This is a genomic window from Aquibacillus kalidii (genome assembly GCF_014280935.1).
In the GTDB taxonomy this organism is placed as follows: Bacteria; Bacillota; Bacilli; order Bacillales; family Amphibacillaceae; genus Aquibacillus_D; species Aquibacillus_D kalidii.
Map to the genome: position 1 here is coordinate 84,455 of NZ_JACLZI010000046.1, position 25,894 is coordinate 110,348.

Annotated in this window: 26 protein-coding genes and 2 other annotated features; of the genes, 23 read left to right on the plus strand and 3 right to left on the minus strand. The window is 35.1% G+C overall.

The window, feature by feature from the left end:
* Nucleotides 1-17: 17 nt before the first annotated feature.
* The 5 genes from mdh to hflC all read left to right on the plus strand — a co-directional run bounded on the left by mdh (nt 18) and on the right by hflC (nt 5,476).
* Entirely contained in the window at nt 18-953 is a 936-nt protein-coding gene (mdh, locus tag H7K77_RS13625) for a malate dehydrogenase (protein WP_186578403.1), read from the plus strand.
* Nucleotides 954-1,180: 227 nt separating this feature from the next.
* Complete coding sequence (locus H7K77_RS13630; protein ID WP_186578404.1) at nt 1,181-1,876, plus strand: response regulator transcription factor; 696 nt, start codon at nt 1,181-1,183, stop codon at nt 1,874-1,876.
* Nucleotides 1,877-3,256, plus strand: a complete 1,380-nt coding sequence (pnpS, locus tag H7K77_RS13635) for a two-component system histidine kinase PnpS (protein ID WP_186578405.1) — start codon at nt 1,877-1,879, stop codon at nt 3,254-3,256. It abuts the gene before it with no gap.
* A gap of 305 nt (nt 3,257-3,561) precedes the next feature.
* Nucleotides 3,562-4,551: an FtsH protease activity modulator HflK gene (gene hflK / locus H7K77_RS13640; RefSeq protein WP_186578429.1), complete on the plus strand. Its 990-nt coding sequence runs from the start codon at nt 3,562-3,564 to the stop codon at nt 4,549-4,551.
* Nucleotides 4,544-5,476 (plus strand): protease modulator HflC, encoded by a 933-nt coding sequence (gene hflC / locus H7K77_RS13645; RefSeq protein ID WP_186578406.1) that lies wholly within the window; start codon nt 4,544-4,546, stop codon nt 5,474-5,476. The genes hflK and hflC overlap by 8 nt, the downstream gene beginning before the upstream one ends.
* A 53-nt stretch (nt 5,477-5,529) precedes the next feature.
* On the opposite strand, the gene H7K77_RS13650 is transcribed toward hflC, so the two are convergent.
* Both H7K77_RS13650 and H7K77_RS13655 read right to left on the minus strand, forming a co-directional pair.
* Nucleotides 5,530-6,969 (minus strand): PH domain-containing protein, encoded by a 1,440-nt coding sequence (locus H7K77_RS13650; protein WP_186578407.1) that lies wholly within the window; start codon nt 6,967-6,969, stop codon nt 5,530-5,532.
* Entirely contained in the window at nt 6,959-7,438 is a 480-nt protein-coding gene (locus H7K77_RS13655) for a PH domain-containing protein (protein ID WP_186578408.1), read from the minus strand. Before H7K77_RS13655 ends, H7K77_RS13650 begins: the two co-directional genes overlap by 11 nt.
* 229 nt (nt 7,439-7,667) lie before the next feature.
* Here H7K77_RS13655 and polA point away from each other — a divergent pair, with 229 nt between their 5' ends.
* From polA to H7K77_RS13740, 17 genes are all read left to right on the plus strand, one after another.
* The gene (gene polA, locus H7K77_RS13660; protein WP_186578409.1) at nt 7,668-10,307 is read left to right on the plus strand and encodes a DNA polymerase I; all 2,640 of its coding nucleotides are present in this window, start codon (nt 7,668-7,670) and stop codon (nt 10,305-10,307) included.
* Between the two features lie 87 nt (nt 10,308-10,394).
* Nucleotides 10,395-11,219, plus strand: coding sequence for a DNA-formamidopyrimidine glycosylase (mutM, locus tag H7K77_RS13665; protein WP_186578410.1), 825 nt, complete (start codon nt 10,395-10,397; stop codon nt 11,217-11,219).
* Between the two features lie 89 nt (nt 11,220-11,308).
* A complete protein-coding gene (gene ytaF / locus H7K77_RS13670; RefSeq protein WP_186578411.1) occupies nt 11,309-11,941 on the plus strand; it encodes a sporulation membrane protein YtaF in 633 nt (210 codons plus the stop codon).
* An 18-nt stretch (nt 11,942-11,959) separates the two neighbouring features.
* Nucleotides 11,960-12,568, plus strand: a complete 609-nt coding sequence (gene coaE / locus H7K77_RS13675; RefSeq protein WP_186578412.1) for a dephospho-CoA kinase — start codon at nt 11,960-11,962, stop codon at nt 12,566-12,568.
* A 318-nt stretch (nt 12,569-12,886) separates the two neighbouring features.
* A complete protein-coding gene (gene speD, locus H7K77_RS13680; RefSeq protein WP_328701123.1) occupies nt 12,887-13,264 on the plus strand; it encodes an adenosylmethionine decarboxylase in 378 nt (125 codons plus the stop codon).
* Nucleotides 13,265-13,429: 165 nt separating this feature from the next.
* Nucleotides 13,430-13,819, plus strand: a complete 390-nt coding sequence (locus H7K77_RS13685) for a cytosolic protein (RefSeq protein WP_186578413.1) — start codon at nt 13,430-13,432, stop codon at nt 13,817-13,819.
* Nucleotides 13,820-13,856: 37 nt separating this feature from the next.
* Nucleotides 13,857-14,318, plus strand: coding sequence for a transcriptional regulator NrdR (nrdR, locus tag H7K77_RS13690; RefSeq protein WP_186578414.1), 462 nt, complete (start codon nt 13,857-13,859; stop codon nt 14,316-14,318).
* Nucleotides 14,319-14,394: 76 nt separating this feature from the next.
* Nucleotides 14,395-15,762 carry a replication initiation and membrane attachment family protein gene (locus H7K77_RS13695; RefSeq protein ID WP_186578415.1) on the plus strand — a complete coding sequence of 456 codons (1,368 nt, stop codon included), beginning with the start codon at nt 14,395-14,397 and terminating at the stop codon, nt 15,760-15,762.
* A 26-nt stretch (nt 15,763-15,788) separates the two neighbouring features.
* The gene (gene dnaI, locus H7K77_RS13700; protein WP_186578416.1) at nt 15,789-16,724 is read left to right on the plus strand and encodes a primosomal protein DnaI; all 936 of its coding nucleotides are present in this window, start codon (nt 15,789-15,791) and stop codon (nt 16,722-16,724) included.
* A 736-nt stretch (nt 16,725-17,460) separates the two neighbouring features.
* Nucleotides 17,461-18,309: a sporulation protein YtxC gene (gene ytxC, locus H7K77_RS13705; protein ID WP_186578417.1), complete on the plus strand. Its 849-nt coding sequence runs from the start codon at nt 17,461-17,463 to the stop codon at nt 18,307-18,309.
* Between the two features lie 111 nt (nt 18,310-18,420).
* Nucleotides 18,421-18,674 (plus strand) — a binding site (T-box leader).
* Nucleotides 18,675-18,789: 115 nt separating this feature from the next.
* A complete protein-coding gene (gene thrS, locus H7K77_RS13710) occupies nt 18,790-20,739 on the plus strand; it encodes a threonine--tRNA ligase (RefSeq protein WP_186578418.1) in 1,950 nt (649 codons plus the stop codon).
* A gap of 92 nt (nt 20,740-20,831) precedes the next feature.
* Nucleotides 20,832-21,806 (plus strand): aldo/keto reductase family protein, encoded by a 975-nt coding sequence (locus H7K77_RS13715; RefSeq protein ID WP_186578419.1) that lies wholly within the window; start codon nt 20,832-20,834, stop codon nt 21,804-21,806.
* Between the two features lie 174 nt (nt 21,807-21,980).
* Nucleotides 21,981-22,105 (plus strand) — a sequence feature (ribosomal protein L20 leader region).
* 127 nt (nt 22,106-22,232) lie between these two features.
* A complete protein-coding gene (gene infC / locus H7K77_RS13720; protein ID WP_186578420.1) occupies nt 22,233-22,736 on the plus strand; it encodes a translation initiation factor IF-3 in 504 nt (167 codons plus the stop codon).
* A 54-nt stretch (nt 22,737-22,790) separates the two neighbouring features.
* Nucleotides 22,791-22,985, plus strand: a complete 195-nt coding sequence (rpmI, locus tag H7K77_RS13725) for a 50S ribosomal protein L35 (protein WP_186578421.1) — start codon at nt 22,791-22,793, stop codon at nt 22,983-22,985.
* Nucleotides 22,986-23,032: 47 nt separating this feature from the next.
* The gene (rplT, locus tag H7K77_RS13730) at nt 23,033-23,389 is read left to right on the plus strand and encodes a 50S ribosomal protein L20 (protein WP_186578422.1); all 357 of its coding nucleotides are present in this window, start codon (nt 23,033-23,035) and stop codon (nt 23,387-23,389) included.
* 99 nt (nt 23,390-23,488) lie between these two features.
* Nucleotides 23,489-23,758: a DUF1294 domain-containing protein gene (locus H7K77_RS13735; RefSeq protein WP_407926438.1), complete on the plus strand. Its 270-nt coding sequence runs from the start codon at nt 23,489-23,491 to the stop codon at nt 23,756-23,758.
* Between the two features lie 67 nt (nt 23,759-23,825).
* Nucleotides 23,826-24,407, plus strand: a complete 582-nt coding sequence (locus H7K77_RS13740; protein WP_186578423.1) for a TVP38/TMEM64 family protein — start codon at nt 23,826-23,828, stop codon at nt 24,405-24,407.
* A gap of 286 nt (nt 24,408-24,693) precedes the next feature.
* Here the strand turns inward: H7K77_RS13740 and H7K77_RS13745 are convergent, their stop codons facing one another.
* The gene (locus tag H7K77_RS13745; RefSeq protein ID WP_186578424.1) at nt 24,694-25,083 is read right to left on the minus strand and encodes a sigma-w pathway protein ysdB; all 390 of its coding nucleotides are present in this window, start codon (nt 25,081-25,083) and stop codon (nt 24,694-24,696) included.
* A 122-nt stretch (nt 25,084-25,205) separates the two neighbouring features.
* On the opposite strand from H7K77_RS13745, the gene H7K77_RS13750 reads away from it, so the two are divergent.
* Entirely contained in the window at nt 25,206-25,691 is a 486-nt protein-coding gene (locus H7K77_RS13750; RefSeq protein ID WP_186578425.1) for a dUTP diphosphatase, read from the plus strand.
* Nucleotides 25,692-25,894 lie beyond the last annotated feature (203 nt).

Genomic DNA, 25,894 nt, shown 5'->3' on the forward strand with positions numbered 1-25,894 from the left:
GGGATGAAGTTTATCTTATGTCTATAAACAGGAAAAAGGTTTCAGTTATTGGTGGAGGCTTTACGGGAGCAACAACTGCTTTAATGATTGCACAGAAGGAGTTAGCTGATGTTGTGTTAGTCGATATTCCTGAAATGGAAGATCAAACTAAAGGTAAAGCTTTGGATATGCTAGAAGCTAGTCCTGTTCAAGGATTCGATGCGAAGATTACTGGAACAGCAAAATATGAGGATACGAAAGATTCAGATATCGTCATTATAACTGCTGGTGTTGCACGCAAGCCTGGAATGAATCGCGATGATCTAGTTAATACGAATGCAACAATTATGAAAAGCATCACAAAGGACATCGTAAAACATTCGCCTGATACAATTATAATTGTATTAACTAATCCAGTTGACGCAATGACTTATACTGTATTTAAAGGATCAGGTTTTCCTAAAAACCGTGTTATCGGTCAATCAGGAGTTTTGGATACTGCCAGATTTCGTACGTTTGTTTCAGAGGAGTTAAATATATCTGTAAAGGATATCACTGGCTTTGTTTTAGGTGGGCATGGTGACGATATGGTCCCGCTAATACGTTATTCCTCTGTTGGTGGGATTCCTATAGAAAGGTTAATTTCCAAAGAGCGTCTAAACCAAATTGTCGATCGAACTAGAAATGGTGGAGGAGAAATAGTTAGTCTTTTGGGAAACGGTAGTGCCTACTATGCTCCAGCAGCGTCATTGACTGTAATGGTAGAAGCTATCTTAAAAGATCAGCGAAGAGTGCTACCTTCTATTGCTTATTTAGAGGGGGATTATGGATACTCTGATATCTATTTAGGTGTACCAACAATTATAGGTGGAAACGGTCTAGAGGAAATTATTGAACTTGATTTAACAGCTGAAGAAAAAGAAGCGCTAGAGAAATCAGCAAAGTCTGTTAAAAATGTGTTGAAAAACCTTTAATCTTCATGCTAAGCACTTGTCATCTATTATAGTGACAAGTGCTTTTCTAATTTTATTATGGCTCTATTTTTTGGAGAAATACAGTTTTATCGAATAGTAAAAATAGAAAAGATAATAGAATGTAAAGAAAAATTTACATTTTATAGGATGATTTTATTCTATCTATCTATTCACATTAAACAATACACAATGTATGATGAAATTAGAATAGACAATGAGGTGTTTAAATGAATCAGAAGGTATTAATTGTTGACGATGAACAATCAATTGTAACGTTGCTTCAATATAATATTGAGAAAGCAGGCTTTCAAACAGAGGTTGCCTATACAGGGATGGAGGGTCTAGAGAAAGCAACTTCAGAAAACTTTGATATTATTGTACTCGACCTAATGTTACCTGAACTAGAAGGAACAGAAGTATGTAAGCAATTAAGGCAACGGCAAATCGATACCCCTATTTTAATGCTAACTGCAAAAGATGACGAGTTTGATAAAGTGTTAGGGTTAGAGCTTGGGGCTGATGATTATTTAACTAAACCATTTAGTCCAAAAGAGGTAGTAGCACGAATTAAGGCAATTCTTAGAAGGACTAACAAACGTGAGAACATTCTTGATAAGTCTATTATTAAAATTTCAGAACTAACCATATATCCTGACCAATATGAGGCTTCTATAAAAGACCAAACGTTATCGTTTACGCGCAAGGAATTTGAATTATTGCTTTATCTAGCTAAGCATAAAGGGAAAGTGTTATCTAGAGATCAGCTTTTAAGTGCTGTTTGGAATTATGACTTTGTAGGAGATACTAGGATAGTAGATGTTCATGTTAGTCACTTACGAGAGAAAATTGAACCAGATACGAAGCACCCAGTATATATAAAAACTATACGGGGACTAGGATATAAAATGGAGGCACCCTTCTAAATGGGTTCCAAGAAATCTAGCTTTTTATTGATCTATATCGCCATAATACTAAGTGTATTTATATTAATAGGTTTTGTTCTGTCTCCTATGGTTGAAGGGAATGAACAAATTGTTGTAATACTTTGCTTAGTTGGCGGACTTACTACTTTTTTTATTCTCTTACATAATCTTTACATAAATTATATAAAGCCTGTTCGTTCTGTTTCCATGGTTGCTAGAGAATTAGTAAAAGGTAACTATAAGGCAAGAACATATGTAAATAACTATGGTGAAGCAGGACAATTAAGTAACTCTATTAACGTTTTGGCCAGAAGTTTACAGGAAATGAACGTTCATGAGAAGATGCAGGGTAGTCAATTAAAAACAGTTATCGATAACATGGAAAGTGGATTAATGTTAATTGATGAGAAAGGTTACGTACATTTAATTAACAGAAAATTTCTAAACATGTTCGGGCAAGAGGCCAAGGATTACATTGGTTATTTATACTATGAAGTGTTGGAACAGGAGAACATACATAAAGCTGTGCAAGAAGCATTTCTATATGAAGAAAAGGTGAAGGACTCCTTTACCATATCCATGAAAGTAGAGAAGCGATTTGTAGAAATAGTAGGAGCACCTATCTTTAATGAATCAAATGATTTAAAAGGTGCTGTTCTTGTATTTCATGATATAACCGAATTAAAACGCTTAGAGCAGATGCGTAAAGATTTTGTAGCTAATGTTTCCCATGAATTAAAAACTCCGATTACCTCAATTAGAGGGTTTGCTGAAACATTGCTAGATGGTGCGATGGATGAGGAAAAGCTAAGGAATCAATTTTTGTCCATCATCCTATCGGAAAGTGAAAGGCTACAAGCACTAGTTTATGATTTATTAGAACTTTCCAAACTTGAAAAAGAAGAACTACGGTTACGAACAGAAGTTGTTGACATTAAAGAACTGTTAGAAGGATTACTTCCAATAACTAAACAACAGGCTTCGAAAAAGGAAATTACTTTTAAAGCATCCCTTGGCGATGAGATAAAGCTGGTAGGCGATCAAGGTCGTTTGAAGCAAGTATTTATTAATTTAATTAATAATGCTATAAACTATACACCGAATAATGGACAGGTTGATCTTAAGGTGAATAGTACAGCTAACACAGTAAAGATAATTGTATCTGATACTGGAATTGGGATCCCTGAGGAGTTTCAAAGTAGAATATTCGAACGATTTTATCGTGTGGATAGAGCTAGGAGCCGAAACACAGGAGGTACTGGTTTAGGGTTAGCCATTGTAAAACATATTATAGAAGCTCATAAGGGGAGTATTGAGATTAAGAGTGAGCTAGATAAAGGGAGCTCCTTTATTGTTACTTTACCCAAAAACAGTATGTAGCTACTTTAATTCAAAAAGACAATGCTCACGGAACAATCCAATAGGTAAAAGCACTCAAAGGAAGCAATAGGAACAATCTTTGAGTGCTTTTTTTGCTTGTATTTTTATTAGGTTATCGATTAGGACATGACTTAATGATAAAAGTACACTTCTCTTTAGATTAGTAGTTTCTTTTTATAGCGAAGGATATGTTATGAAACTGTCATTATTACAATAAACTCTCAAAAACATGGTTACTTTTTAATTATTGAAACCTTTTTTCTGTTACAATCGTATTACAATTACCGAGAAAAAAAGGGGGAGCAATTGTGACATTAAAGCAGATATATTCATGGGTTGCCATTATTGTTGGTGTAGCAATTTTAGGGATTGTCGGATTAACAAGTTGGTTTACTGTTGATGAATCAGAGCAAGCTGTTATTTTAACATTCGGTGAGGCTGAAGAAGGCATTACCGATCCAGGACTTCATTTTAAATTACCATGGCCAGTCCAAGAAGTAGAAAAATTATCAAAGGAAACCTTTAGTTTAGATTTTGGTTTTGCCCAAGGTGATAAAAAAAACGCCGATAAGATTCAGATGATAACTGGTGATGAGAATATAGTACAGGCTGATTTAGTTGTTCAATGGAAAATTACAGAGCCATCTAAGTATTTATTTGAATCAGTTGATCCACAAACAATACTTTATAACGCAACTTCGTCATCCCTACGTAGTGTCATTGGGTCATCTACAATAGATGAAGCATTAACAGACGGGAAAGCAGAAATAGAAAATGAAGTTCGTGATCTATTAGTTAGTTTAATAGAGGACTATGAAATAGGAATCTCTATTCAAGATGTTAAACTTCAGGAAGTAGATCTACCAAATGAAGAAGTTAGGCAAGCATTTATGAAAGTAACGGATGCTAGGGAAACGATGAACACGAAGAAAAATGAAGCAGAAAAGTATCAAAATCAACAAACAGAAGAAGCGCTAGGTGAGAAGGATGCGATTATTTCCCGTGCTGAAGGAGATAAAGTAGAAAGAATTGAAATAGCCAGAGGTAATGTTGCAGAATTTAATGCACTTTATAATGCTTATAAGAATAGTCCAGCTATTACAAAACAACGTTTGGTTCTAGAAACGTTGGATCAGGTACTACCTGGAGCAAATATTTATATTATGAATGATGATGGAAATACATTAAAGTATTTACCGCTTAATCCTAATGCCAATTCAGAAACAGTAAAAACAGTTCCACCTGTAACAGAGGATACTTCTAAGAATGCGGAAGAAGGTGAATCTAATGAGTGATGAAAACGTATTTGATATGAATAAAAATAGTTCAAATAAAGATATCAAACGATATACAAAAATAGGTATTACAATACTTGGATTTATCGTATTGGTTTTTCTAATTATAAGTAGCATGTTTGTAGTCAAAGAAGGCGAATATAAAGTAGTTAGACAGTTTGGTGAGGTCATACGTTATGAAAAAGATCCTGGGTTAAAATTTAGAGTCCCAATTTTGCATTCAGTCACTACGTTACCAAACAAAAAAATTGTTTATGATGTCACAGAGAAAGAGATTAATACACTAGACAAAAAACGAATGATTATTGATAATTATGCGGTATGGGAAATTACAGATCCTGCTGCGATGATTGCCAATGCAAGAACAGAAATTAACGCTGAATCAAGAATGGGTGAATTTATATTCTCTGTCATTCGTTCTGAATTAGGTGCTATGAATTACGATGAAATTATTAATGAAGAGGGAAGTACTCGTGGAGATTTAAACTCACGAGTAACAAAAAGAGTAAATGACTTATTATCACGGGATAACTACGGGATTCAAGTGGATGATGTTCGTATCAAACGTACAGATTTACCAGATGAAAACGAACAATCCGTTTTCCAACGAATGATATCAGAACGAGAATCAAAAGCCCAGGAATATTTATCTCAAGGGGAAGCAGAAAAGAATAGAATAATTGCCCAGACGGATCGTGATGTAAAAGAAATGCTTTCAAAAGCAAATGCAGAAGCGGAAGAAATTCGAGCCCAAGGGGAAACAGAAGCAGCGAAGATATACAATAATTCCTTTAAACAGGATGAAGATTTTTATCAATTGTATCGAACACTTGAGTCCTACAAGAAAACAATTGATGGGGAAACAACTATCATATTACCACAGGGCTCCCCATACACTGACCTTTTGCTAGGTTATTTTGAATAGCTAAAAGAAAAGCTTCCTGTCATTAATGGACAGGAAGCTTTTTTAACGGTGTGTTATTCTTTTTTGTAAGAAAACCAATTTGCTAATTCATTTACTAGATTCATTTCTAAGCCTGGTATGGTGTAATGTCTACCCGTGAAATTGTTTAACACAGAAAGCTTCATGTTTGCCAATCTATGCCATTTATATAAAAGGTGTTGATTCTGCTCAAACGCTTGGATTCGTTGTTGTTTTAGTAGGACAGTTTCTTTGGTTAATAAGCGAAACTGAATCGTGAGTTGCTCTTTCGATAAATGGACACCATTTGTTTTATATTGAGAGAATCCTATTAGTGCTGCACCAACCAATGCAATTCCAGGGATATAAATCCAGTTAGGTACAAAAATAATTCCAACAATAATTGCTAGCATTGGTAACCAGATCATTTTTAAAAGGTAATAGGGTAGAGAACGCTTAGAAACAGGTGAAAATTGGTTCGGGACATTTTGATATTCAGGCAAGATCTCTTTTAAAAAAGTTGGAATAGACTGTTTTTTTAACATTGGAAATAGGAGAGTCTGAGCATCTCCGTTTTTATTAATTTCTCCACCAGCAATTTCCACATAAAGGGTTGCGAAACCAAATGGCTGTCTAATTAAGGATTCTTTTATCCCAACAGCTTGAATTCTATTAAGAGGAATTGTTGTTTGCTTTTTTTCAAGTAGCCCACGAGTAATAAACAATTCCCTATCGTACCGAGTAATTGAAAAGTTACCATATTTTATTACAGTTGAGAAAATTCCTAGAATCCACACAGATAGTATCGAGAGCAATGAAAGTAAAACCATCATTTCCATTGCCAGCCCAATAAACCAGGTAGTTGCCTTATTGTAAAAAGATTCAGGAACAAAACTATCTAAATCAAAAGTAAGTAGAGCTACCAAACTAATTAGTACTCCAAAACTTCCTGAAGTCGAACCTGCTATTATTAAGCTTTTCAATGATATTACTCGTTTTGGATAACTGTCCTGCTCTGAATTTTCTAGGCTTGTAATAGCTGATGTTTCTGATTCTTGTTTTATTTTTAATTGATCATGCAACCACTTTCCGTCTTCAAGTGTCAAGGAACTTAAGGCCGCATCTGTTTTACTATCACTACCAGCTGTTTCAATCTGCACCTTAGTAAGTCCAAAGATACGATGAACAACTGTTTGTGTTAGGTCAATGGACTGAATTCGATGTTTGGAGATGGTTCTTTTTTTTCGTATTAATACACCTTGTTCCATTAATAATTGATCTTCTTCTAGTGTGTAGGTAAATCGATACCAAGATAGAAAGCTCTGCCCCACTACTACGATCAGGATGAAAAGTATGCCGAGTATTGTGTATAAAACGAACCCATCATTAAGAGCTAAAATAATGACTGGCAAAAGACCGACTAGTGATTGTCTTAATGTTTTGATTCCAAAAAATAATATAGCGGTTGGATGTAATCGTTTTGGTTCAAACATCATCTTGTTCCACCCTTGCACGTTCAGAAATCAAATCACGTAGTTCTGAGGCTTCTTCCAATGATAATGCTGGAATTTCGTGAGTAGTTGCTGCTGTATAGATTGTTAAACTAGCTAGGCCATACCTCTTTAGAATAGGTCCTTGTTTGGTATCAACGTGCTGTACACGAATCATGGGGATAAGTGTTTGGGAAACAATCAAGATACCATGTTGAATGTATATTTCTTCGTCAAAAATTTGATAACGCCATCGATTCCAACGTAACCTTGGTATAACAATAATCGTTATGATAGACTCCATTAAGCTTATAAGAAGCGCAACTATCCCGATCCAGACTGAAAAATCAAAATAATATGCCAGTATGAATAAGGCCACAGTTACAGCTAGAGGAATGACAGCTATTAAAGTGGCAAATAATCTCCAAGCTTTAATAGCACTTTCATTGATACGCTTATTTGGTGGAAGTCTCATACACTTGCACCCTCTCTTTTTGAATAGTTAAAAGTGGTAAGAAAAATTTACCTCAGTAATATCATTATCATAACAAAGAGTATCTCCTGATAACTATAAAAATTAACAAAAAATGCTGTTTTTTTCATCTAGTAACTAAACATGGTAAAATAGAATAGGAAAATGAAATAATTATTAATGTGCCTGAAACTAAATTATGATTAGTGGATATAAAGAGGAGTGTATGAGAATGGCAGAAAAATTAGTCTTAATAGATGGAAATAGTATCGCTTATCGTGCTTTTTTTGCATTACCCCTTTTAAACAATGATAAAGGTGTTTATACGAATGCAGTATATGGCTTTACAACAATGTTGCTAAGGATACTGGAAGATGAGAAACCCTCCCACATTTTAGTGGCGTTTGATGCCGGAAAAACCACATTCCGACATAAGACCTATCAAGAATATAAGGGAGGTAGACAAAAAACTCCTTCTGAACTTTCTGAGCAGTTCCCCTTATTGAAGGAAGTGTTAGATGCATTCCAAATTAAGCATTATCAACTAAAGGAATACGAGGCAGATGATATCATTGGTACTCTTGCTAAACGAGGGGAACAGGACGGTTGGGATGTTCAGGTCATTTCAGGTGATAAAGACTTACTCCAATTAGTTTCCGATAAGGTGAAAGTAGCTTTAACAAGAAAGGGTATTAGTGAAGTCGATACCTATACGCCGACGTTCATGGAACAAAAGATGGAAGTAAGACCGGAGCAAATCATACATATGAAAGCACTAATGGGAGATAATTCCGACAACATTCCTGGTGTACCAGGAGTTGGAGAAAAGACTGCTGTTAAACTTTTAAAAGAATATCAAACATTAGAAAACCTCTATGATAATTTAGACCAAGTGAGTGGTAAGAAATTAAAGGAGAAGCTTGAAACGCATAAAGAGGAAGCCTTTATGAGTAAGGAGTTAGTAACAATAGAGTGTGAATCCCCTATCGAGATAGGCTTAGATGATATAGCGTATCAAGGCTATGAAGCTAATCAAGTAAGTTCCATCTTTAAGGAACTTGGTTTTCAATCATTATTGACCAGAATAGCAGGGGAAGTATCGATTGAAGCTGAAGAACAAGAAGAACTCGAAGATATAGAAGTTGAAGTAGTAGATACAGTAACAAATGAGATGTTTACTGGAATGGAAGCAATTGAGTTGGAAATTCTAGGAGACAATTATCACCTTTCTTCCGTTGAAGCAATTGCAGTTGTAAATGGGGAAAAGAAATATTTTATCCCAACGGATGTTGCTGTTCAATCTGATTCTTTTAAAAAGTGGGCAGAAGATCCAGGACAGAAAAAGTATGTGTTCGATGCTAAGAAAGTAACGGTTGCATTATTGAAACACGATATTCATATGCAGGGAATTGTCTTTGATTTATTGTTAGCTGCTTATTTAATTGATCCTTCTGAGAACCATTTTGATATTCCAGCGATTAGTCATCGTATGGGATACAAACAAGTATTGTTTGATGAGGAAGTGTACGGAAAAGGCGCAAAAATGAAATTACCTGATCAAGATAAGTTAATTGATCATGTAGTGCGAAAAACAATGATGATTTTTGCACTGAAAGAGAAAGTGGAGAAGGAGCTTACAGAAAACGAACAGTTGACATTACTTCAGGAATTGGAGTTACCTTTAGCGCTCATTCTCGGAGAAATGGAAGCAACAGGGGTAAAAGTAGATGTAGAGCGTCTGAAAAATATGGGAGAAGAATTAAAGGAACGTCTCCAAACAATTGAAGATGAGGTATATGAATTAGCAGAAGAAAAATTTAATTTGAATTCGCCTAAACAGTTAGGACCAATCCTTTTTGAAAAATTAGGATTACCGGTAATTAAGAAAACAAAAACTGGTTACTCAACCTCTGCAGACATATTAGAGCAGTTACAAGGCAGTCATGAAATTATTCCTAAGATCTTAATGTATAGACAACTAGGTAAGCTGCAATCCACGTACATTGAGGGGTTATTAAAGGTTGTTCATAAGGATAACCAAAAAATCCATACTAGGTTTAATCAGGCTTTAACTCAAACAGGTCGACTTAGTTCAATTGATCCTAATTTACAGAACATTCCAATCCGTTTGGAAGAAGGTAAAAAGATTAGACAAGCGTTTACGACTACTGAAGAGGAATGGGTAATATTTGCTGCAGATTATTCCCAAATAGAGCTTAGGGTCTTAGCTCATATTGCAAAAGATGAAAAACTTCAAGAGGCATTTAACAACGATATGGATATTCATACAAGGACAGCAATGGATGTTTTTCATGTTGATGCAGAAGAAATAACTTCTAATATGCGTAGGCAAGCAAAGGCTGTAAATTTTGGTATTGTTTACGGGATTAGTGATTATGGCTTGTCTCAAAGTCTCGGTATTACAAGAAAAGAGGCTAAGAAGTTTATTGACAGATACTTGGATAGTTATCCAGGAGTTAGGCAATATATGGAAGATATTGTTCAGGAAGCAAAGCAAAATGGTTATGTATCAACGATCATGAACAGAAGACGCTATTTGCCTGATATTACAAGTAGAAACTTTAATGTGAGAAGCTTTGCTGAACGAACAGCAATGAATACCCCTATTCAAGGTAGTGCTGCTGATATTATTAAATTAGCGATGATTAATTTACATCACAAACTTAAAGAAGAAAAATTACAAGCTCGCATGCTTTTACAAGTTCATGATGAATTGATCTTAGAAGCACCTCCAGAAGAATTAGAAAAGTTAAAAGAAATTGTACCATTAGCAATGGAAAGTGCAATAGAGCTTTCCGTTCCGTTAAAAGTAGACTACTCATACGGGGAAACCTGGTATGACGCTAAATAAAAATGAATAGTTTTTTAATCATTCTTTCATATCTATTCCCTTTTCCGGAAATGTTAAGGGGATAGATATATTTATAGGAGAATTAATATGCCTGAATTACCTGAAGTGGAAACTATCCGAAAGACACTTAAACACTTAGTAGTAAACAAAACAATCAAAGAGGTATCTGTTTTATGGTCTAAAATTATAAAACAGCCTGATGATATCGAAGAGTTTAAGCATTTACTTGTCGGGGAAACCATACTGGATATAAGAAGAAAAGGGAAGTTCCTTTTATTTGATCTTTCTCATTATGTATTGGTATCACATTTAAGGATGGAGGGGAAGTATGGAGTGTTTCACCATTCTGACCCGATCCTAAAACATACTCACGTCATTTTTCACTTTGAGGATAAAAGTGAGCTTCGATATAATGATGTAAGAAAATTTGGTACCATGCATGTCTTTGAAAAAGGCAAGGAGATGTTGGACAAGCCATTAAACCAGCTAGGTCCAGATCCATTCGAGAGTGATTTCTCTATTGACACTTTTTATAATAAAATTCATAAAAGTGAACGTAATATAAAAAGCATTTTACTTGATCAAAGTGTTGTAGCAGGATTAGGAAATATCTATGTTGATGAAACGCTATTTAAAGCAGGCGTACTTCCGACAAGAAAAGGGAGTGATTTATCAATAGAAGAGGTTGAAAGGATTCAAGCTTTTTCAATTGAGACTCTGGCTGAAGCGGTAGAACAGGGTGGAACAACAATCCGTTCTTATGTTAATAGTCAAGGTCAAATTGGAATGTTTCAACAACAGCTTTACGCCTATGGCCAAGAAAACAAACCATGTCAGAAGTGTGGAAATCCTATTACTAAAATGAAAGTAGCAGGAAGAGGTACACACGTTTGTTTAAACTGTCAGAGTTAGGATACAGTATCAGCCACTTTTTATAAGCACAAATAATGGCTCCTTCCATATAATGAGATACGAAAAAGAATGGAAAGGGAGCAATTAATATGGCTGAAATTTTTACATTTCTCTTGTTAGCTATTGCGGTTAGTTTAGATAGTTTCATGGTCGCTTTCACATATGGTTTAAGAAAGATGATCTTACCAATTCAGTCTATTTTGGTAATTGCACTTATTTCAACGGTCACATTTTACATGGCGATGGAGATTGGCAGATTTATGTCAACCTTTCTATCATTTGAAATAGCAGAAGCCGTGGGAGCATGGCTGCTAATAGCTGTGGGAGTTTGGGTTATCATTCAATTCTTTAAAACCGATAAATCCAAGCATGATGGTAAACCAAGAATCATTAAATTTGAAATTAAATCACTGGGTATCGTAATTGAAATTTTGAAGAAACCAATGGTAGCGGATATTGATAAATCAGGGAAAATTACTGGTATTGAAGCATTTCTATTAGGGTTTGCTTTGTCTCTAGATTCGTTTAGTGCAGGTATTGGGGCAGCACTGCTAGGCTTTACTCCTATGTTTGCAGCTGGTGGAATCGGGCTCACAACTGGTTTATTTCTATTTCTAGGTTTAAAAAGTGGCTATTTATTGTCCTACTGGAGCTGGTTACAACGATTATCCTTTTTACCAGGAATTATATTAATTGTTATTGGAATAATGAAGATGATTTAGCATAAAGGTGTTGGTAGTATGGCAATAATAATAGGTTTGACTGGCAGTATTGCAAGTGGTAAAAGTACAGTAGCAAAAATGTTTTCAGGTTTTAATATCCCGGTAGTTGATGCAGATATTATCGCGAGAGAAGTCGTTGAAGTTGGGCGGACGGCCTATCAACAAGTCGTCAAAGAGTTTGGTGAATCTATCTTAAATGAGGACAAGACAATTAATAGGAAGCACTTAGGGAAAATTGTTTTTTCGGATGAGAGAAGTCGCAAGAAATTAAACAGCATTGTTCACCCGGCCGTTAGGGAAGAAATGATTAGACAAAAACAAGACTATGTAGATCAAGGTAACAAAGCAGTAGTGTTAGATATCCCTTTGCTGTTTGAAAGTAAATTAACATACTTAGTTGATAAAACTGTGGTTATCTATGTTGATGAAAAAATACAACTCAAGAGATTAATGGAGAGGGATGACTCAACAATTCAAGACGCAACAAGTAGAATCCGTTCACAAATACCTGTAAAACAGAAAGCAGAATGGGCTGATGCCGTTATTGATAATAGCTATACAATAGAAAGCTCAGGTAACCAACTAGTACAAATTTTAAAGCGTTGGAATGTACTAGACAATAGCTGATGACGATCTAAAAACAGGAGGGATTTAACTTTTTCTGTTTTATTGCTGTACAAGCTTTACTTATTTCTACATAGAAATCTTATTTTTCTGGATAAACCAATTAGTAAATCTCATAATAAGAATGGGACTTAGGGGAAATCTGTGTACTTCTTTCCACAATAAGTATAAATCGTGGTAAAGCATATCATTTTGCATATGAACGAGCAAATCCTTTATCCAAGAAAACTTTTGAATAAATACGCGCATTTGTGAACTAACTTACTCGTGGCAACTCCAGCATTATTTTCAAAAAAAGCAATCTTTAAAGGGGGTTCTATAGTGGATACAATGGGTAGACATGTTATTGCTGAGATGTGGGACTGTAATACTGAAAAGTTGAATAATATGGGATTGATTGAACAGATTTTTGTAAATGCAGCACTAAAAGCTGGTGCCGAGATTCGTGAGGTTGCTTTTCATAAATTTGCACCATATGGTGTAAGTGGTGTTGTAATAATCTCTGAGTCCCACTTAACAATTCATAGTTTTCCAGAACATGGTTACGCTAGTATAGATGTTTATACGTGTGGAGACATTATTGACCCAAATGTGGCAACTCAGCATATAGCAGATGAACTGGAATCTAAAAAATGTGATAAAGTAGAAGTACCTCGAGGAATTGGTCCCGTTGATATTAATAAATTCAAAGCATTATGACATTTAGCCCTTGCTGATCGGTAGCGAGGGCTTTTTTAAATTCATTAATTTGATTACATTCTATATATAAAGAATAGGTTTAACATATCGTTTTCTAGGAAAACGTGTTAAAATAATTGTAAGATTAAATACGGTTATACTAATTATAGTGGGGTGCTTGGATACATGGCTGTTGGCGACTTTTTTAATAAATATTTTAATAATCATTCTGAAACAAAAGATAAACACTGGGATTCTAAGCTTCAAACACATTATTTTAAAACGACAAAGGACAAGGCATTTGAAGTAGTGGAAGGCTACTTTAGAAAATCGCAGTCTTGTCAGATTATAGCGGTTTCTAAAGAACATGGAGAAATAAGTGTGAACTATAAAGGTGGCGGGAAAAAAGCGTTTGTTATTGTTACCATTATAATGGTTAAACCATTTCGTACAGCGATTGATTTATCGATAACAACGGAGTCATCGATCCCTTTTGATTTAGGCTATAGCCATAAATTAATTAGTAAGATTTATGAAGATTTTAAAAAAGAACTGGAATATATTGGTACGCCATAAAACCGTGACTACTGGAGAAATAAAGGACTGATTATAGATGCGTTGTCCAAATTGTCAATATAAAAATACAAAGGTTTTGGATTCTAGACCGATTGAAGATGGCCGTTCAATAAGACGGAGAAGAGAGTGTGAAGATTGCACCTTTCGTTTTACAACATTTGAACGGATTGAAGAGGTTCCTTTGATTGTAGTTAAAAAAGAGGGGACAAGAGAAGAATTTAGTAGGGACAAGCTGATGAGAGGGTTAATAAAGGCTTGTGAAAAACGACCAGTAGCAATAGAACAAATAGAGTCTATTGCAATTGAAGTAGAAAGAGAATTGCGTAACCGAGGAACTTCTGAGATACAGAGTAAAGAAATAGGTGAAATGGTAATGGATCGCCTTTCTGCTGTAGACGAGGTTGCCTACGTGCGGTTTGCATCTGTATATAGGCAATTTAAAGACCTAAGTGTTTTTCTTGATGAATTAAAAGATTTAATCAGAACTGATAAGAAATAAAAAATCGATGCCGATTAAATATCGGCTCTTTTTTACTTTACAAATCATTTTTTGAAAATGGGAAAGGGGATTGGAAATGGACAACCAACAACATATAGGAAAGTTACTGCCTGTAGATGGATTTTGCATCTCTTTCTATGGAGAAATCTCAACCTCTTATTTCCAATCATTAACACATTTATATCAGCCCTTAATTGGTGCACATGCAGTATCTTTATATCAGACATTATTAAGTGAATTTCAGCTAAAAAAACATTCAGAAATTCCACAAACACATCATATGTTAATGAATTATTTGTCTTTACCTTTAGATGTTATCTATAAAGCTCGATTAAAATTGGAAGCAATAGGTTTGTTAGAGTCCTACATCCAGGAAATAGATCATCAGCAAACCTTTTTATATAAATTAAAGAGACCTTTTACACCAGCTGAGTTTTTTGAGGATGGTATGCTGTCACAATTACTATATCATCACCTGGGTGACGATAAATTCAATCAAGTTTTTAATCTTTTTCATACGAAAGTTCCTGGCAAGATTACTGGAGAAAATGTGACGGCAAACTTCAATGATGTATTCGAGACGCATACTAATTCGGCACCGATTCAGACTAATCAAAATAAGAATGAAGATGTAAACAAAGGGCCTAATTTAAACGGAACAATAGATTATAACTGGCTGGAGCAAATGTTAACTCAACGGATGCTACCTTCCAAGAGAATATTAACAGCAGCGAATTTGAAGTTAATGGAACAGATGATTGCTCTTTACAACTTGACTGATCAGGATATTGAAAAAGCGGTTCTATGGGCTGTTTCAGATGAAAATGATTTAAATAAAACAGAGTTTAAGACTGCCTGTCTAGATTTATTTCAGTCTAGACAACAGAAGTCTACGGTTAAGTTAGTCGATCGTAGAAGTGATTACTCGGATCAAAAAGAAAATACAGAAAAGCCATTATCGAAACAGGACCAATTTATTAAGATGCTTGAACAAATATCACCTAGACAGTTGTTAGAAGATCTTGGTGGTGGAAATTCAGCATCCACGCAGGATTTAAAAGTAGTAAGTGATGTTATGAGTCAGCAAGGTCTTAATCCTGGTGTTATGAATGTATTAATCCATTATGTTCTATTAAAAACAAATATGAAACTTACTAAATCTTATCTAGAGAAAATTGCGAGCCACTGGGCTAGAAAGAATGTTACGACAGTTCGCCAAGCAATGGCTTTAGCAAAATCCGAGAACAATAAATACCAAGAATGGGGAACGAATACGAACAAAAAACAATCCTATTATAAGAAGCCAACTAAAAAAGAAGTTATTCCAGATTGGTTTAGTGAAAGAAAGAAACAGGAGGGCTCACAGAAGTCGTCAGTGAAAAATACTAATAAGGAATCAAAAGAGGATATTGAGGCACTTTTAAATAATTTAAACAATATTTGATCATGTAAATAAAGGGAGGGTGAATGATGGAATCAATTCAGGAATCTTTAAAAAAGTGGATGCGTGATAATAAGAATTTCCAGGAAAATTATAATAAGATTAAAAATGCGTTAATTCATGATCCTGAGATAGAGGGTATTTTAAGAGAGAATCCAGAAATGTCTGACCAGGATATTAATAGGAATTTGATGAAATTTTACGAATACAAAACACAGTCTAAAAATTGTGCAGACTGCCCTTCCTTGGAAAAATGTATAAATATCTTACCAGGATATACCCCACATTTATCTGTAGAGTCAAATGATGTTCATTTGGCTTATGAAAAATGTTATAAAAAAGAAATACACGAAGATCAAAATAGAAGGCAATCATTGGTTAAAAGTCTTTACATGCCGAAAGATATACTAGAGGCTAGTTTTGATAATCTAGATCGTCACGAGGAAACACGTTATGAAGCCATTCGAGAAGCAGCATCCTATATTCAAAATATTAGTTCAGAACAATTTGAAAAAGGTCTCTACTTCTATGGACCATTTGGTGTCGGCAAAACGTATCTTCTTGGGGCAATTGCCAATAAACTTGCTGAAAAAAGAATTTCTACTATGCTCATATATATGCCTGAATTTGTTAGGGAGATGAAGTCATCTCTTAAGGATGATTCTGTTAATAAGAAAATGGAAGAATTTAAAAAAGTACAAGTATTGATGATTGATGATATCGGTGCTGAATCTTTGTCAGCATGGTTCCGTGACGAGATATTAGGATCCATTTTACAATATAGAATGATGGAAAGATTACCTGTATTTTTCACTTCAAATTATAGCCTAAAACAACTAGAGCACCATTTAGCTACCTCCACAAGAGGTGATACGGAAGAAGTAAAAGCAGGAAGAATTATTGAGAGAATTAAACAAGTGAGTAAGGAAGTTTCCTTATTTGGTATTAACCGAAGAGACTTATAGGAAAGAACCAATGTATCGTTACATTGGTTCTTTTTTAGTGGCTTTTTTTTCTAAAAATTGCTACTTATGACGCAATATCTATAGAATCACCAGTAGTAATTTTCTTATATTTACTTATTTGATGGGTGCGATCACTCGCTTCGGCAGAATACTCCGCTTTTCGTGGGCACGGCCTCAGCCTCCTCATCAGCAAAGAACGCTTCTTCCGGGGTCTTCGGACGCGTGCTGTTCCCACAGAAGTCTCCGTATTCTGCCTACGCTATATAAATTTTTCTCATTGTTATGAGTTGTTAAAACCTATGTAATTAACACTTCTTAGACCCTGCTGACTAGAGAGGAGGATCATGTTAAGCTGTGGAAAAATGCGAGACTCCTGTGGGAAAGGAACAGTCTGAAGACCCCACAGCGAGTGTTCTTTGCGAGCGAGGAAGCTGAAGCGTTCCCCACGGAAAGCGAGTATTTTTCCACAGCATCGCATTTGCACTCAATTAATTATAGAATACAGTTACTAGTGATTTTATCTCAACTATGTAATAAAAAACAACAAAGTATACTTAAATAGTATTTTAGTTAATTTCCTTGCACTTACTGTTTCAATCGTATTGCTGTCAATTAGTTATAGGAGGTGAATGAATCTAGTAGGGCTCTATCGAGTATTATTTTAGATAGAAAGCACATTTTTTTACACTCTCTCCCATATAATGTAACAGTTTGAGCGTGGTGAGGGTGATATGTATTGCTAGAAGTATATTTTGAAAATCAAAAAGAAGCACAGACTTTTCATGAACAGTTATTACATTACAATAAGGACTTAAGTATTTCATGGAAAACAAATGAAAAATGGGGGGATAAAATTGTTGTTCACGGAGGTTTGAGGACAGAGAAACAACAACTAGCAATTAAAAAGGCGATGATTGATGTATTTGTTTATTATAGAGAAATTCAGATGATCCATCACATCATACAAAATTATTATTACTACAAAAATAAAGAAGAAATTCAACGTATTGCGGAACTCTCGCAATCGATCATTTCAGGTGAAGATGAAGACTTAGGGCAGATTTTAAAAGACAAGGAACCAAGAAGTCTTTTATTTGAATTATTTGAGATGGATAAAAAAGAGTCCATTACTCATTTTGATTCGATTGTTAAGTTCCGTTTACAAGCTTATCAGAAAGAATTAGTTGATGTAGTGGGACTAGCCATTGATGAATTTAAGCGAGAGGAAGAGCATCAATCATTTATCCAGTCTTTACGTGAGTTTGTTACAAGAAGGCAGATTAAAGAACAAGTGGTGCATGTGTTGCAAGGCACCAACTTTCGCTTTTTCAGGGAGGATGGAAAGGCGTTTACAGAATCTGAAATAAAAACGTTAATACAAAAAGAACCGCTTTACATAGTAGGTTTAGATGAAACAGAAGTAAACCTTACTCCGTTAATTGCAATGGCACCTAAACAAATTAAAATTTACGGTGAATGTCCTTCAGAAGCCAAAACCCTAACAGTGATTAATGTGTTTCAAGAAAGAGTAACATTTGAATCAATGGATAAATTTCCTTTTTTAATACCGAAAAGTTATGTTTAATGTTATATAGCAACCTTTCATTCGATATTTCTTAATGTCTTAAAAAAAGACAAGGTTTGCTTGATTTTTATTTAGTTAATCGCTATAATAACGTTCATATATTAATTTAAATTAAAGGTATGGATGAGGACAAGATCATATCGGAAGGGATCAATAGAGAGGGAAGTCATTTGGCTGCAAGCTTCCTGATTATCCACCGTTTGATTACCACCTCTGAACTCTGCATTCGAACACGTTCTGTTAGTAGTTTGTGGCGATTAATCTTCGTTATGGATTTATTAATGAGCCGTTTATTATTATAGTAATTCTTACTAAATATAAACGGGAATTAGGGTGGAACCACGAGTAAAGCGCTCGTCCCTTTGCGACAAGGCAGAGAGGATGGGTGCTTTTTTATATGGTTAATTTTTCATTATGTATTGACCTTTCATCTGTCTATCACACTAATTAAACCTAGAAATATATAAGGAGGAATTACACATGTCAAATCAACTAGTCATTACTTTTCCGGACGGTACTAAAAAGGATTTTCCACAAGGTACTACAGGTGAAGATATAGCTGCATCTATATCACCAGGATTAAAAAAGCAAGCATTAGCGATTAAATTAAATGGTGACGCTTATGATTTACGGACCCCACTACCAGGTGATGGAGAAATTGAAATCATAACCGTAAAAAATGAAGAGGGCGTAGAAATTATGCGTCATTCTACTGCACATTTAATGGCACAAGCCGTTAAACGTTTATACCCGAATGTAAAATTGGGTGTTGGTCCAACGATAGAAAATGGGTTTTATTATGACATCGATATGGAAGAATCTATTACACCAGAGGATTTACCACGAATTGAAAAAGAAATGCAAAGAATTGTAGACGAGAACCTTGAAATTGTCCGTAAAGAGGTAACTCGAGATGAGGCAAAAGCAATGTATGAGGAGATTGGGGATGAACTAAAGCTCGAGTTATTAGATGCTATTCCTCAAGATGAGACAGTAACTATATATGAGCAAGGAGATTTCTTTGATTTATGTCGAGGTGTCCATGTACCCTCAACTAGTAAAATAAAAGTATTCAAGCTTCTAAGTATCTCTGGTGCCTACTGGCGTGGTGATAGTAAGAACAAGATGTTGCAACGTATTTATGGAACAGCCTTTGAGAAAAAAGGTCAACTAGATGAATATCTCCGTTTACGTGAAGAGGCGAAAGAACGCGATCACCGTAAATTGGGTAAGGAGCTCCAGTTGTTTACTGTTTCCCAAAAAGTAGGACAAGGTCTTCCACTTTGGTTGCCTAAAGGTGCCTCCATTCGTCGCACAATCGAGCGATATATCGTTGATTTAGAAGAGCGTTTGGGTTATAACCATGTCTATACACCAGTATTAGGTAGTGTTGATTTATACAAAACAAGTGGACACTGGGATCATTACAAAGATGATATGTTCCCAACAATGGAAATGGATAATGAAGATTTGGTTTTGAGACCAATGAACTGCCCTCACCATATGATGGTATTTAAAAATGAATTACACAGTTATCGTAATCTCCCAGTTCGAATTGCTGAACTAGGGACGATGCATCGTCATGAGATGTCTGGAGCGCTTGCTGGTTTGCAACGAGTGCGTGCTATGACATTAAATGATGCTCATATATTTGCTAGACCTGATCAATTAAAAGACGAGTTTATCCGTGTTGTTGAGCTTGTTCAAAATGTATATAAAGATTTTGGTATTGATGATTATTACTTCCGACTTTCGTATCGTGATCCTGAGGATACTGAAAAATATGTGGATAATGATGAAATGTGGGAAAAAGCACAAGCAATGCTAAAAGAAACGATGGAGGATATGGAATTAGATTATGTGGAAGCTGAAGGAGAAGCAGCATTTTATGGTCCGAAGCTTGACGTACAAGTAAAAACAGCACTTGGTAAAGATGAGACTTTATCAACTGTTCAACTTGACTTCCACTTACCTGAGCGTTTTGATTTAACCTACATTGGAGAAGATGGAAAAGAACACCGCCCAGTAGTTATTCACCGTGGTGTTGTATCTACTATGGAACGATTTGTTGCCTTTTTAATTGAGGAATATAAAGGTGCCTTCCCAACTTGGTTAGCGCCTGTACAAGCTAAAATAATACCTGTTTCAGCAGAGGTGCATTTGGACTATGCTAAGAAGGTGGAAGATGAGTTACGCCTTCATGGAGTTCGTGTTGAAGTCGACGAAAGAGATGAGAAAATCGGTTATAAGATTCGCGAAACCCAAGTACAAAAGATTCCATTTGCTTTAGTTGTTGGGGATAAGGAAATCGAAAACAACGGAGTGAATGTTCGTCGTTATGGTGAAAAAGATTCTGAAACAAAACCTTTATCTGATTTCGTTTCAGAGATAGAAGCAGAAATTAAAAATAAAGTTTTACGTAAAAAGTAAGGTTATAAAGTTCTTCCTAATAGATAGGAAGAACTTTTTTTGCTAAACTAATTTAGAAATGTATGCCTTTTCAATACCTAGGAGGGAATTTAATGAAATACAGAAGAATAGGAACTAGTGGGTTAAAGGTTAGTGAAATAGCGTTAGGAAGTTGGCTAACTTACGGCAAATCGGTTGAACATAATACTGCAGAAGATTGTATAAGAAAAGCATATGAACTTGGAATTAATTTTTTTGATACAGCTAATGCCTATGAAAGTGGAAAAGCAGAAGAAGTATTAGGGAATGCTTTAAAAACTTATGATCGAAGTAGTTATGTGGTTGCCACTAAAGTTTTTTTTCCGATGGGGGAGGGTCCTAATGACCGTGGGTTATCTAGAAAACATATTATAGAACAATGTGACGCTAGTCTAAAGCGCTTAGATATGAACTATATTGATTTATATCAGTGCCACCGATTCGATACTGAAGTACCAGTAGAAGAAACACTATATGCATTAGATGACTTGGTCAAACAAGGGAAAATTCTGTATGCAGGTGTGAGTGAATGGACTGGAGCTCAAATCGAAAAGGCGGTTGGAATAAGCAAGGATTTAAGATTACATCCACTAATCTCTAATCAACCAATTTACAATATGATAGAAAGGTATATAGAAGAGGAAGTACTACCTATCTCAGAACAACACGGTCTTGGTCAAATCGTATTTTCACCATTAGCTCAAGGGGTTTTAACAGGAAAGTATAAACCAAATACTAATATTCCAAGCGAAAGTCGTGCAGCAAACGATGATACGAACTTTGTAATTAATAGTTATTTTGAAGAAAGAGTGTTAGTAACTGTTGAAAGGTTAGGGAAGGTTGCTCAGGATCTTGGAGTCTCCTTATCACAGTTGGCACTTGCGTGGATATTGCGTCAACCAGGCGTTAGCTCCGCTATTATTGGAGCAAGTAGACCGTCCCAAATCGAAGAAAATGTTAAAGCGGTTGATATTGAACTATCAACTGAAACCTTAAACGTAATTGAAGCTATACTCGAAGATATTAAAGATTTTCATCCCGCAAGATAGGACAATGTATGAACGAGAGTGGCGATAAGTTTTTCGCCACTTTTTTTAAAATATAAATAATACTTGTTTATTTTTAACATTCGTGATAAATTAATCATATTGTATAAGAGAAGCTTGGTTGACAGTATTGTTCAATCATGTTATTCTAGTTTAAGTGAAATTGAATATGATCTTCGAGGCAAGTAGAAGCACCCGCTTCTCACCTGATTGACGCTACATGCAGTTGGCAGGTTACTATTCCGAATTTTAACTGGAGTTGTGTGTGGGTGCAGTATGTGTACCGACACTTTTTTTATGTGTTAAAACTCTTAACTTGTCTTGGCCTTGCGTAAGGCTGTAACTGTAATATGTCATTCATATTAAAAGGCGATCATTGATAATTGCGCTTTTAAAAATTTACGGAGGTGGCTGATTATTAGCAAAGATATGAACGTCAATGAGAAAATTCGAGCTCGTGAAGTACGTCTCATTGATTCAAATGGGGATCAACTTGGTGTTAAATCACGTCAAGATGCGTTGGAAATTGCTCAAACACGAAATTTAGATCTAGTACTTGTTGCACCAAATGCGAAACCGCCAGTATGTCGTATTATGGACTATGGTAAATTCCGCTTTGAACAACAGAAGAAAGACAAAGAAGCACGTAAAAAGCAAAAGATCATCAACGTTAAAGAAGTTCGTCTTAGCCCAGGAATTGAAGAACATGACTTTAATACAAAGTTACGTAATGCAAGAAAGTTTCTTGAAAAAGGTGACAAAGTTAAAGTATCTATTCGTTTCCGCGGACGTGCGATTACCCATAAAGAACTAGGTCAAAAGGTATTAGAACGTATGGCTGAAGAGTGTAAAGATCTGTCAACGGTTGAACAAAAACCGAAGATGGAAGGTCGTAGTATGTTCTTAATGCTTGCACCAGTGAACGAAAAGTAAGGAACTAAGCATAACATTGCTAAAAAGTTTATAGCTAACAAGGAGGAACTATTCATGCCAAAAATGAAAACACATAGTGGTACTGCTAAACGCTTCAAAAAAACAGGTTCTGGGAAAGTGAAACGTTCCCATGCATATACTAGTCACTTATTTGCTAACAAGTCTACAAAGCAAAAACGTAAATTACGTAAATCAGCAATCGTTTCTGCAGGTGACTACAAACGTATCAAACAAATGCTACCAAAATAATAAACTTACACGAATATTTCGTTGATATATACTAGGAGGGAATTACTATGCCACGTGTTAAAGGTGGAACAGTTACACGCAGACGTCGTAAACGTATTTTAAAGCTAGCTAAAGGTTACTATGGTTCAAAACATGCTCTATTTAAAGTAGCAAAACAACAAGTTATCAAATCAGGTCAATATGCTTATCGTGACCGCAGAAACAAAAAACGTGATTTCCGTAAACTTTGGATCGCACGTATCAATGCTGCTGCACGTTTAAACGATCTTTCATACAGCCGTTTAATGCACGGTCTTAAATTAGCGGGTATCGAAGTTAACCGTAAGATGCTTTCAGAACTTGCTATCAATGATGAGCAAGCATTTGCACAACTTGCAGACAAAGCTAAAGCTGCATTAAAATAAAGTATTTTTAAAAGAGCCATTTCTTGTGAAGTGGCTCTTTTTTTGATAGATATAGATATTCATATAGATTATATAGATCAGTTATTAGGAGGCTGTTAAGTGTCAATTGAAATAATCCTAGTTATTTATCTTCTATTTGTTAATTTGGCTACATATACATTGATGGGAATGGATAAAAGTAAGGCCAAAAGGGGAGCATGGCGAATTCCAGAAAAGACATTATGGCTATTTGCTTTAGTTGGTGGAGCGTTTGGTGGGTGGATTGGAATGGTTCACTTTAGACATAAAACAAAACATACGAGCTTTAAATTCCTTTTTCCCTTAATAAGTGTTATATACATGTATTTAGTTATTCAGTACTATTTTTAATTGTTTGTCATAATAGCTCGTCTCTTGTCATACATTTTAGAGAAGACATCTATGAAGGAGGCTATCTATGGAATATATGAGTACTTATATGATGGCAATAATTGAAACTGGTGGGTTGTTCGCACCGCTTTTATTTATTGGCATGCATTTAGTTAGGCCTTTGTTCTTTCTTCCCGTAGTTTTTATTTGCATCACGGGTGGCGCTATCTTTGGTGCTGTTGCGGGTACTCTCTATTCCGTTATTGGTATTACTCTTTCTAGCTTTCTGTTTTTTCGGATGACTAAATGGATGCCGAAAACAACAGAGAAACTAGTGAAAATGAAACATAAATTAATAGGGAAGAACGCTGAATTAACAACTTCTCAGGTTGCTTTATTGCGGTTAGTTCCTTTTATTCACTTTCATCTGTTATCTTTATGTTTATTAGAAGTTTCGGCTGACTTTAAGACATATATGCGATCTTCTTTCTTGGCTAACATACCATTAGCGGTTGTGTACACTACGATTGGAAATTGGATTTCTAGTTTTTCACCAGTAGTTGCAGGGGTGCTCCTGCTAGCGTTATTACCGATTATTTACTTATTAAGAAGAAAAGAGATTAGTATGAAGTGGGAGGATTTCTTCCAAGTAGAAAAAACAGGTGCATAACTAACATAAAAAGTTTGGAGTTAATGTTTAACTCCAAACTTTTTTTAGCATATATAAATTTTGAGTTGTCGATAGTGATTTCCGCTCCAGTCAGTTGGACCAACTTAACTATTTTATATTTCAAATTACAAAATAAGATTTATTTGTTAGTATATTTCGTATCGTATTCTTCTGATTGGTAGTAAAAATGAGAGGCACTAAGTAAACCTATAACTGAAAGTATTCCAACTATTATAGGAATCCAGAATTCCACGAACTTCCCTCTCTAATTATCAAAATAAAGACACTAAATTTGCGTAATAACTAATTTATTGATAGGATATCTCCATTCGATTTTTGCATATGGATAACGTATGAGGATTTCCTCTTCCAAAAAATAAAGGTCATTTCTTTCTAACCCTTTTAACTTATCAGAATTATGGGCAAAAATACTAATTGTTACAACATCGAAAGAGTTTTCTGTTGTGCCAAGATATTTTTCGCCTTCGAAAACAAACCCTTTGTAAGTCATCAAAAAATTCTTTTTAATATTTTCAGGATCATCAAGAAAATAAAAAGCTTTTTTCTCTTGTGCAACCTCGAGCTTCCGTTTTGGATTCATAACGTACTTATAGGCTGTATACAATAAAACAACCATAGCAATGATGATTAATAATCTAAATATAAGGACTATCATACGATACCGTCTCCCTGTTCCACATAGTTTCTCTACTTAGATACGTATATGGAGTTAGTTAGGTTTCAAAATATTTTATAATAAATGTTATAATTATTTTAAAAAAAGAAAAGGTGAGAATAATGGATTGGCTAGAACTATTTAATATGCAACAAAAATTGGACAACTATATTCAAGAAAACCATCAATTAAAGTCGGAAGAACTTTTTGACAGGAAAATTTTAGCCTTACTTGTAGAGGTTGGAGAATTAGCAAATGAAACGAAATGTTTTAAATTTTGGAGCACAAAACCAGCAAGTCCACAGTCGGTTATTTTAGAAGAATATGTGGATGGGCTTCACTTCATTTTATCGATTGGATTGGATAAACAATACGATCATTTACCATCAAAATGGGTTGAAAAAACAAAAGACCTTACAAACCTCTTTAATATAGTATTTGAAAAAATAATAGCATTTAAGCATGATCAAAGTAAAGAAAGCTACAAGGAACTAATTTATACATATATTGGATTAGGGAACGCTTTAGGTTTCTCTGAAGATAATGTTAAAGATGCTTATTATGAAAAAAATAAAGTAAACTTTGAAAGACAAGATAGCGGGTATTGAACTAATAGGAGAGAATTAATTTATGACGCAATTTCTATAAACTCTGCAGTAATAAATAGGATAGGCGATCTAACATAGCGAATTCTTTTGGGTTCTCTAACTTCGCAACGTTAGGAGCCCTCTAACATAGCGAATTCTTTTGGGTTCTCTAATTTCGCGACGTTAGGAGCCCTCTAACATAGCGAATTCTTTTGGGTTCTCTA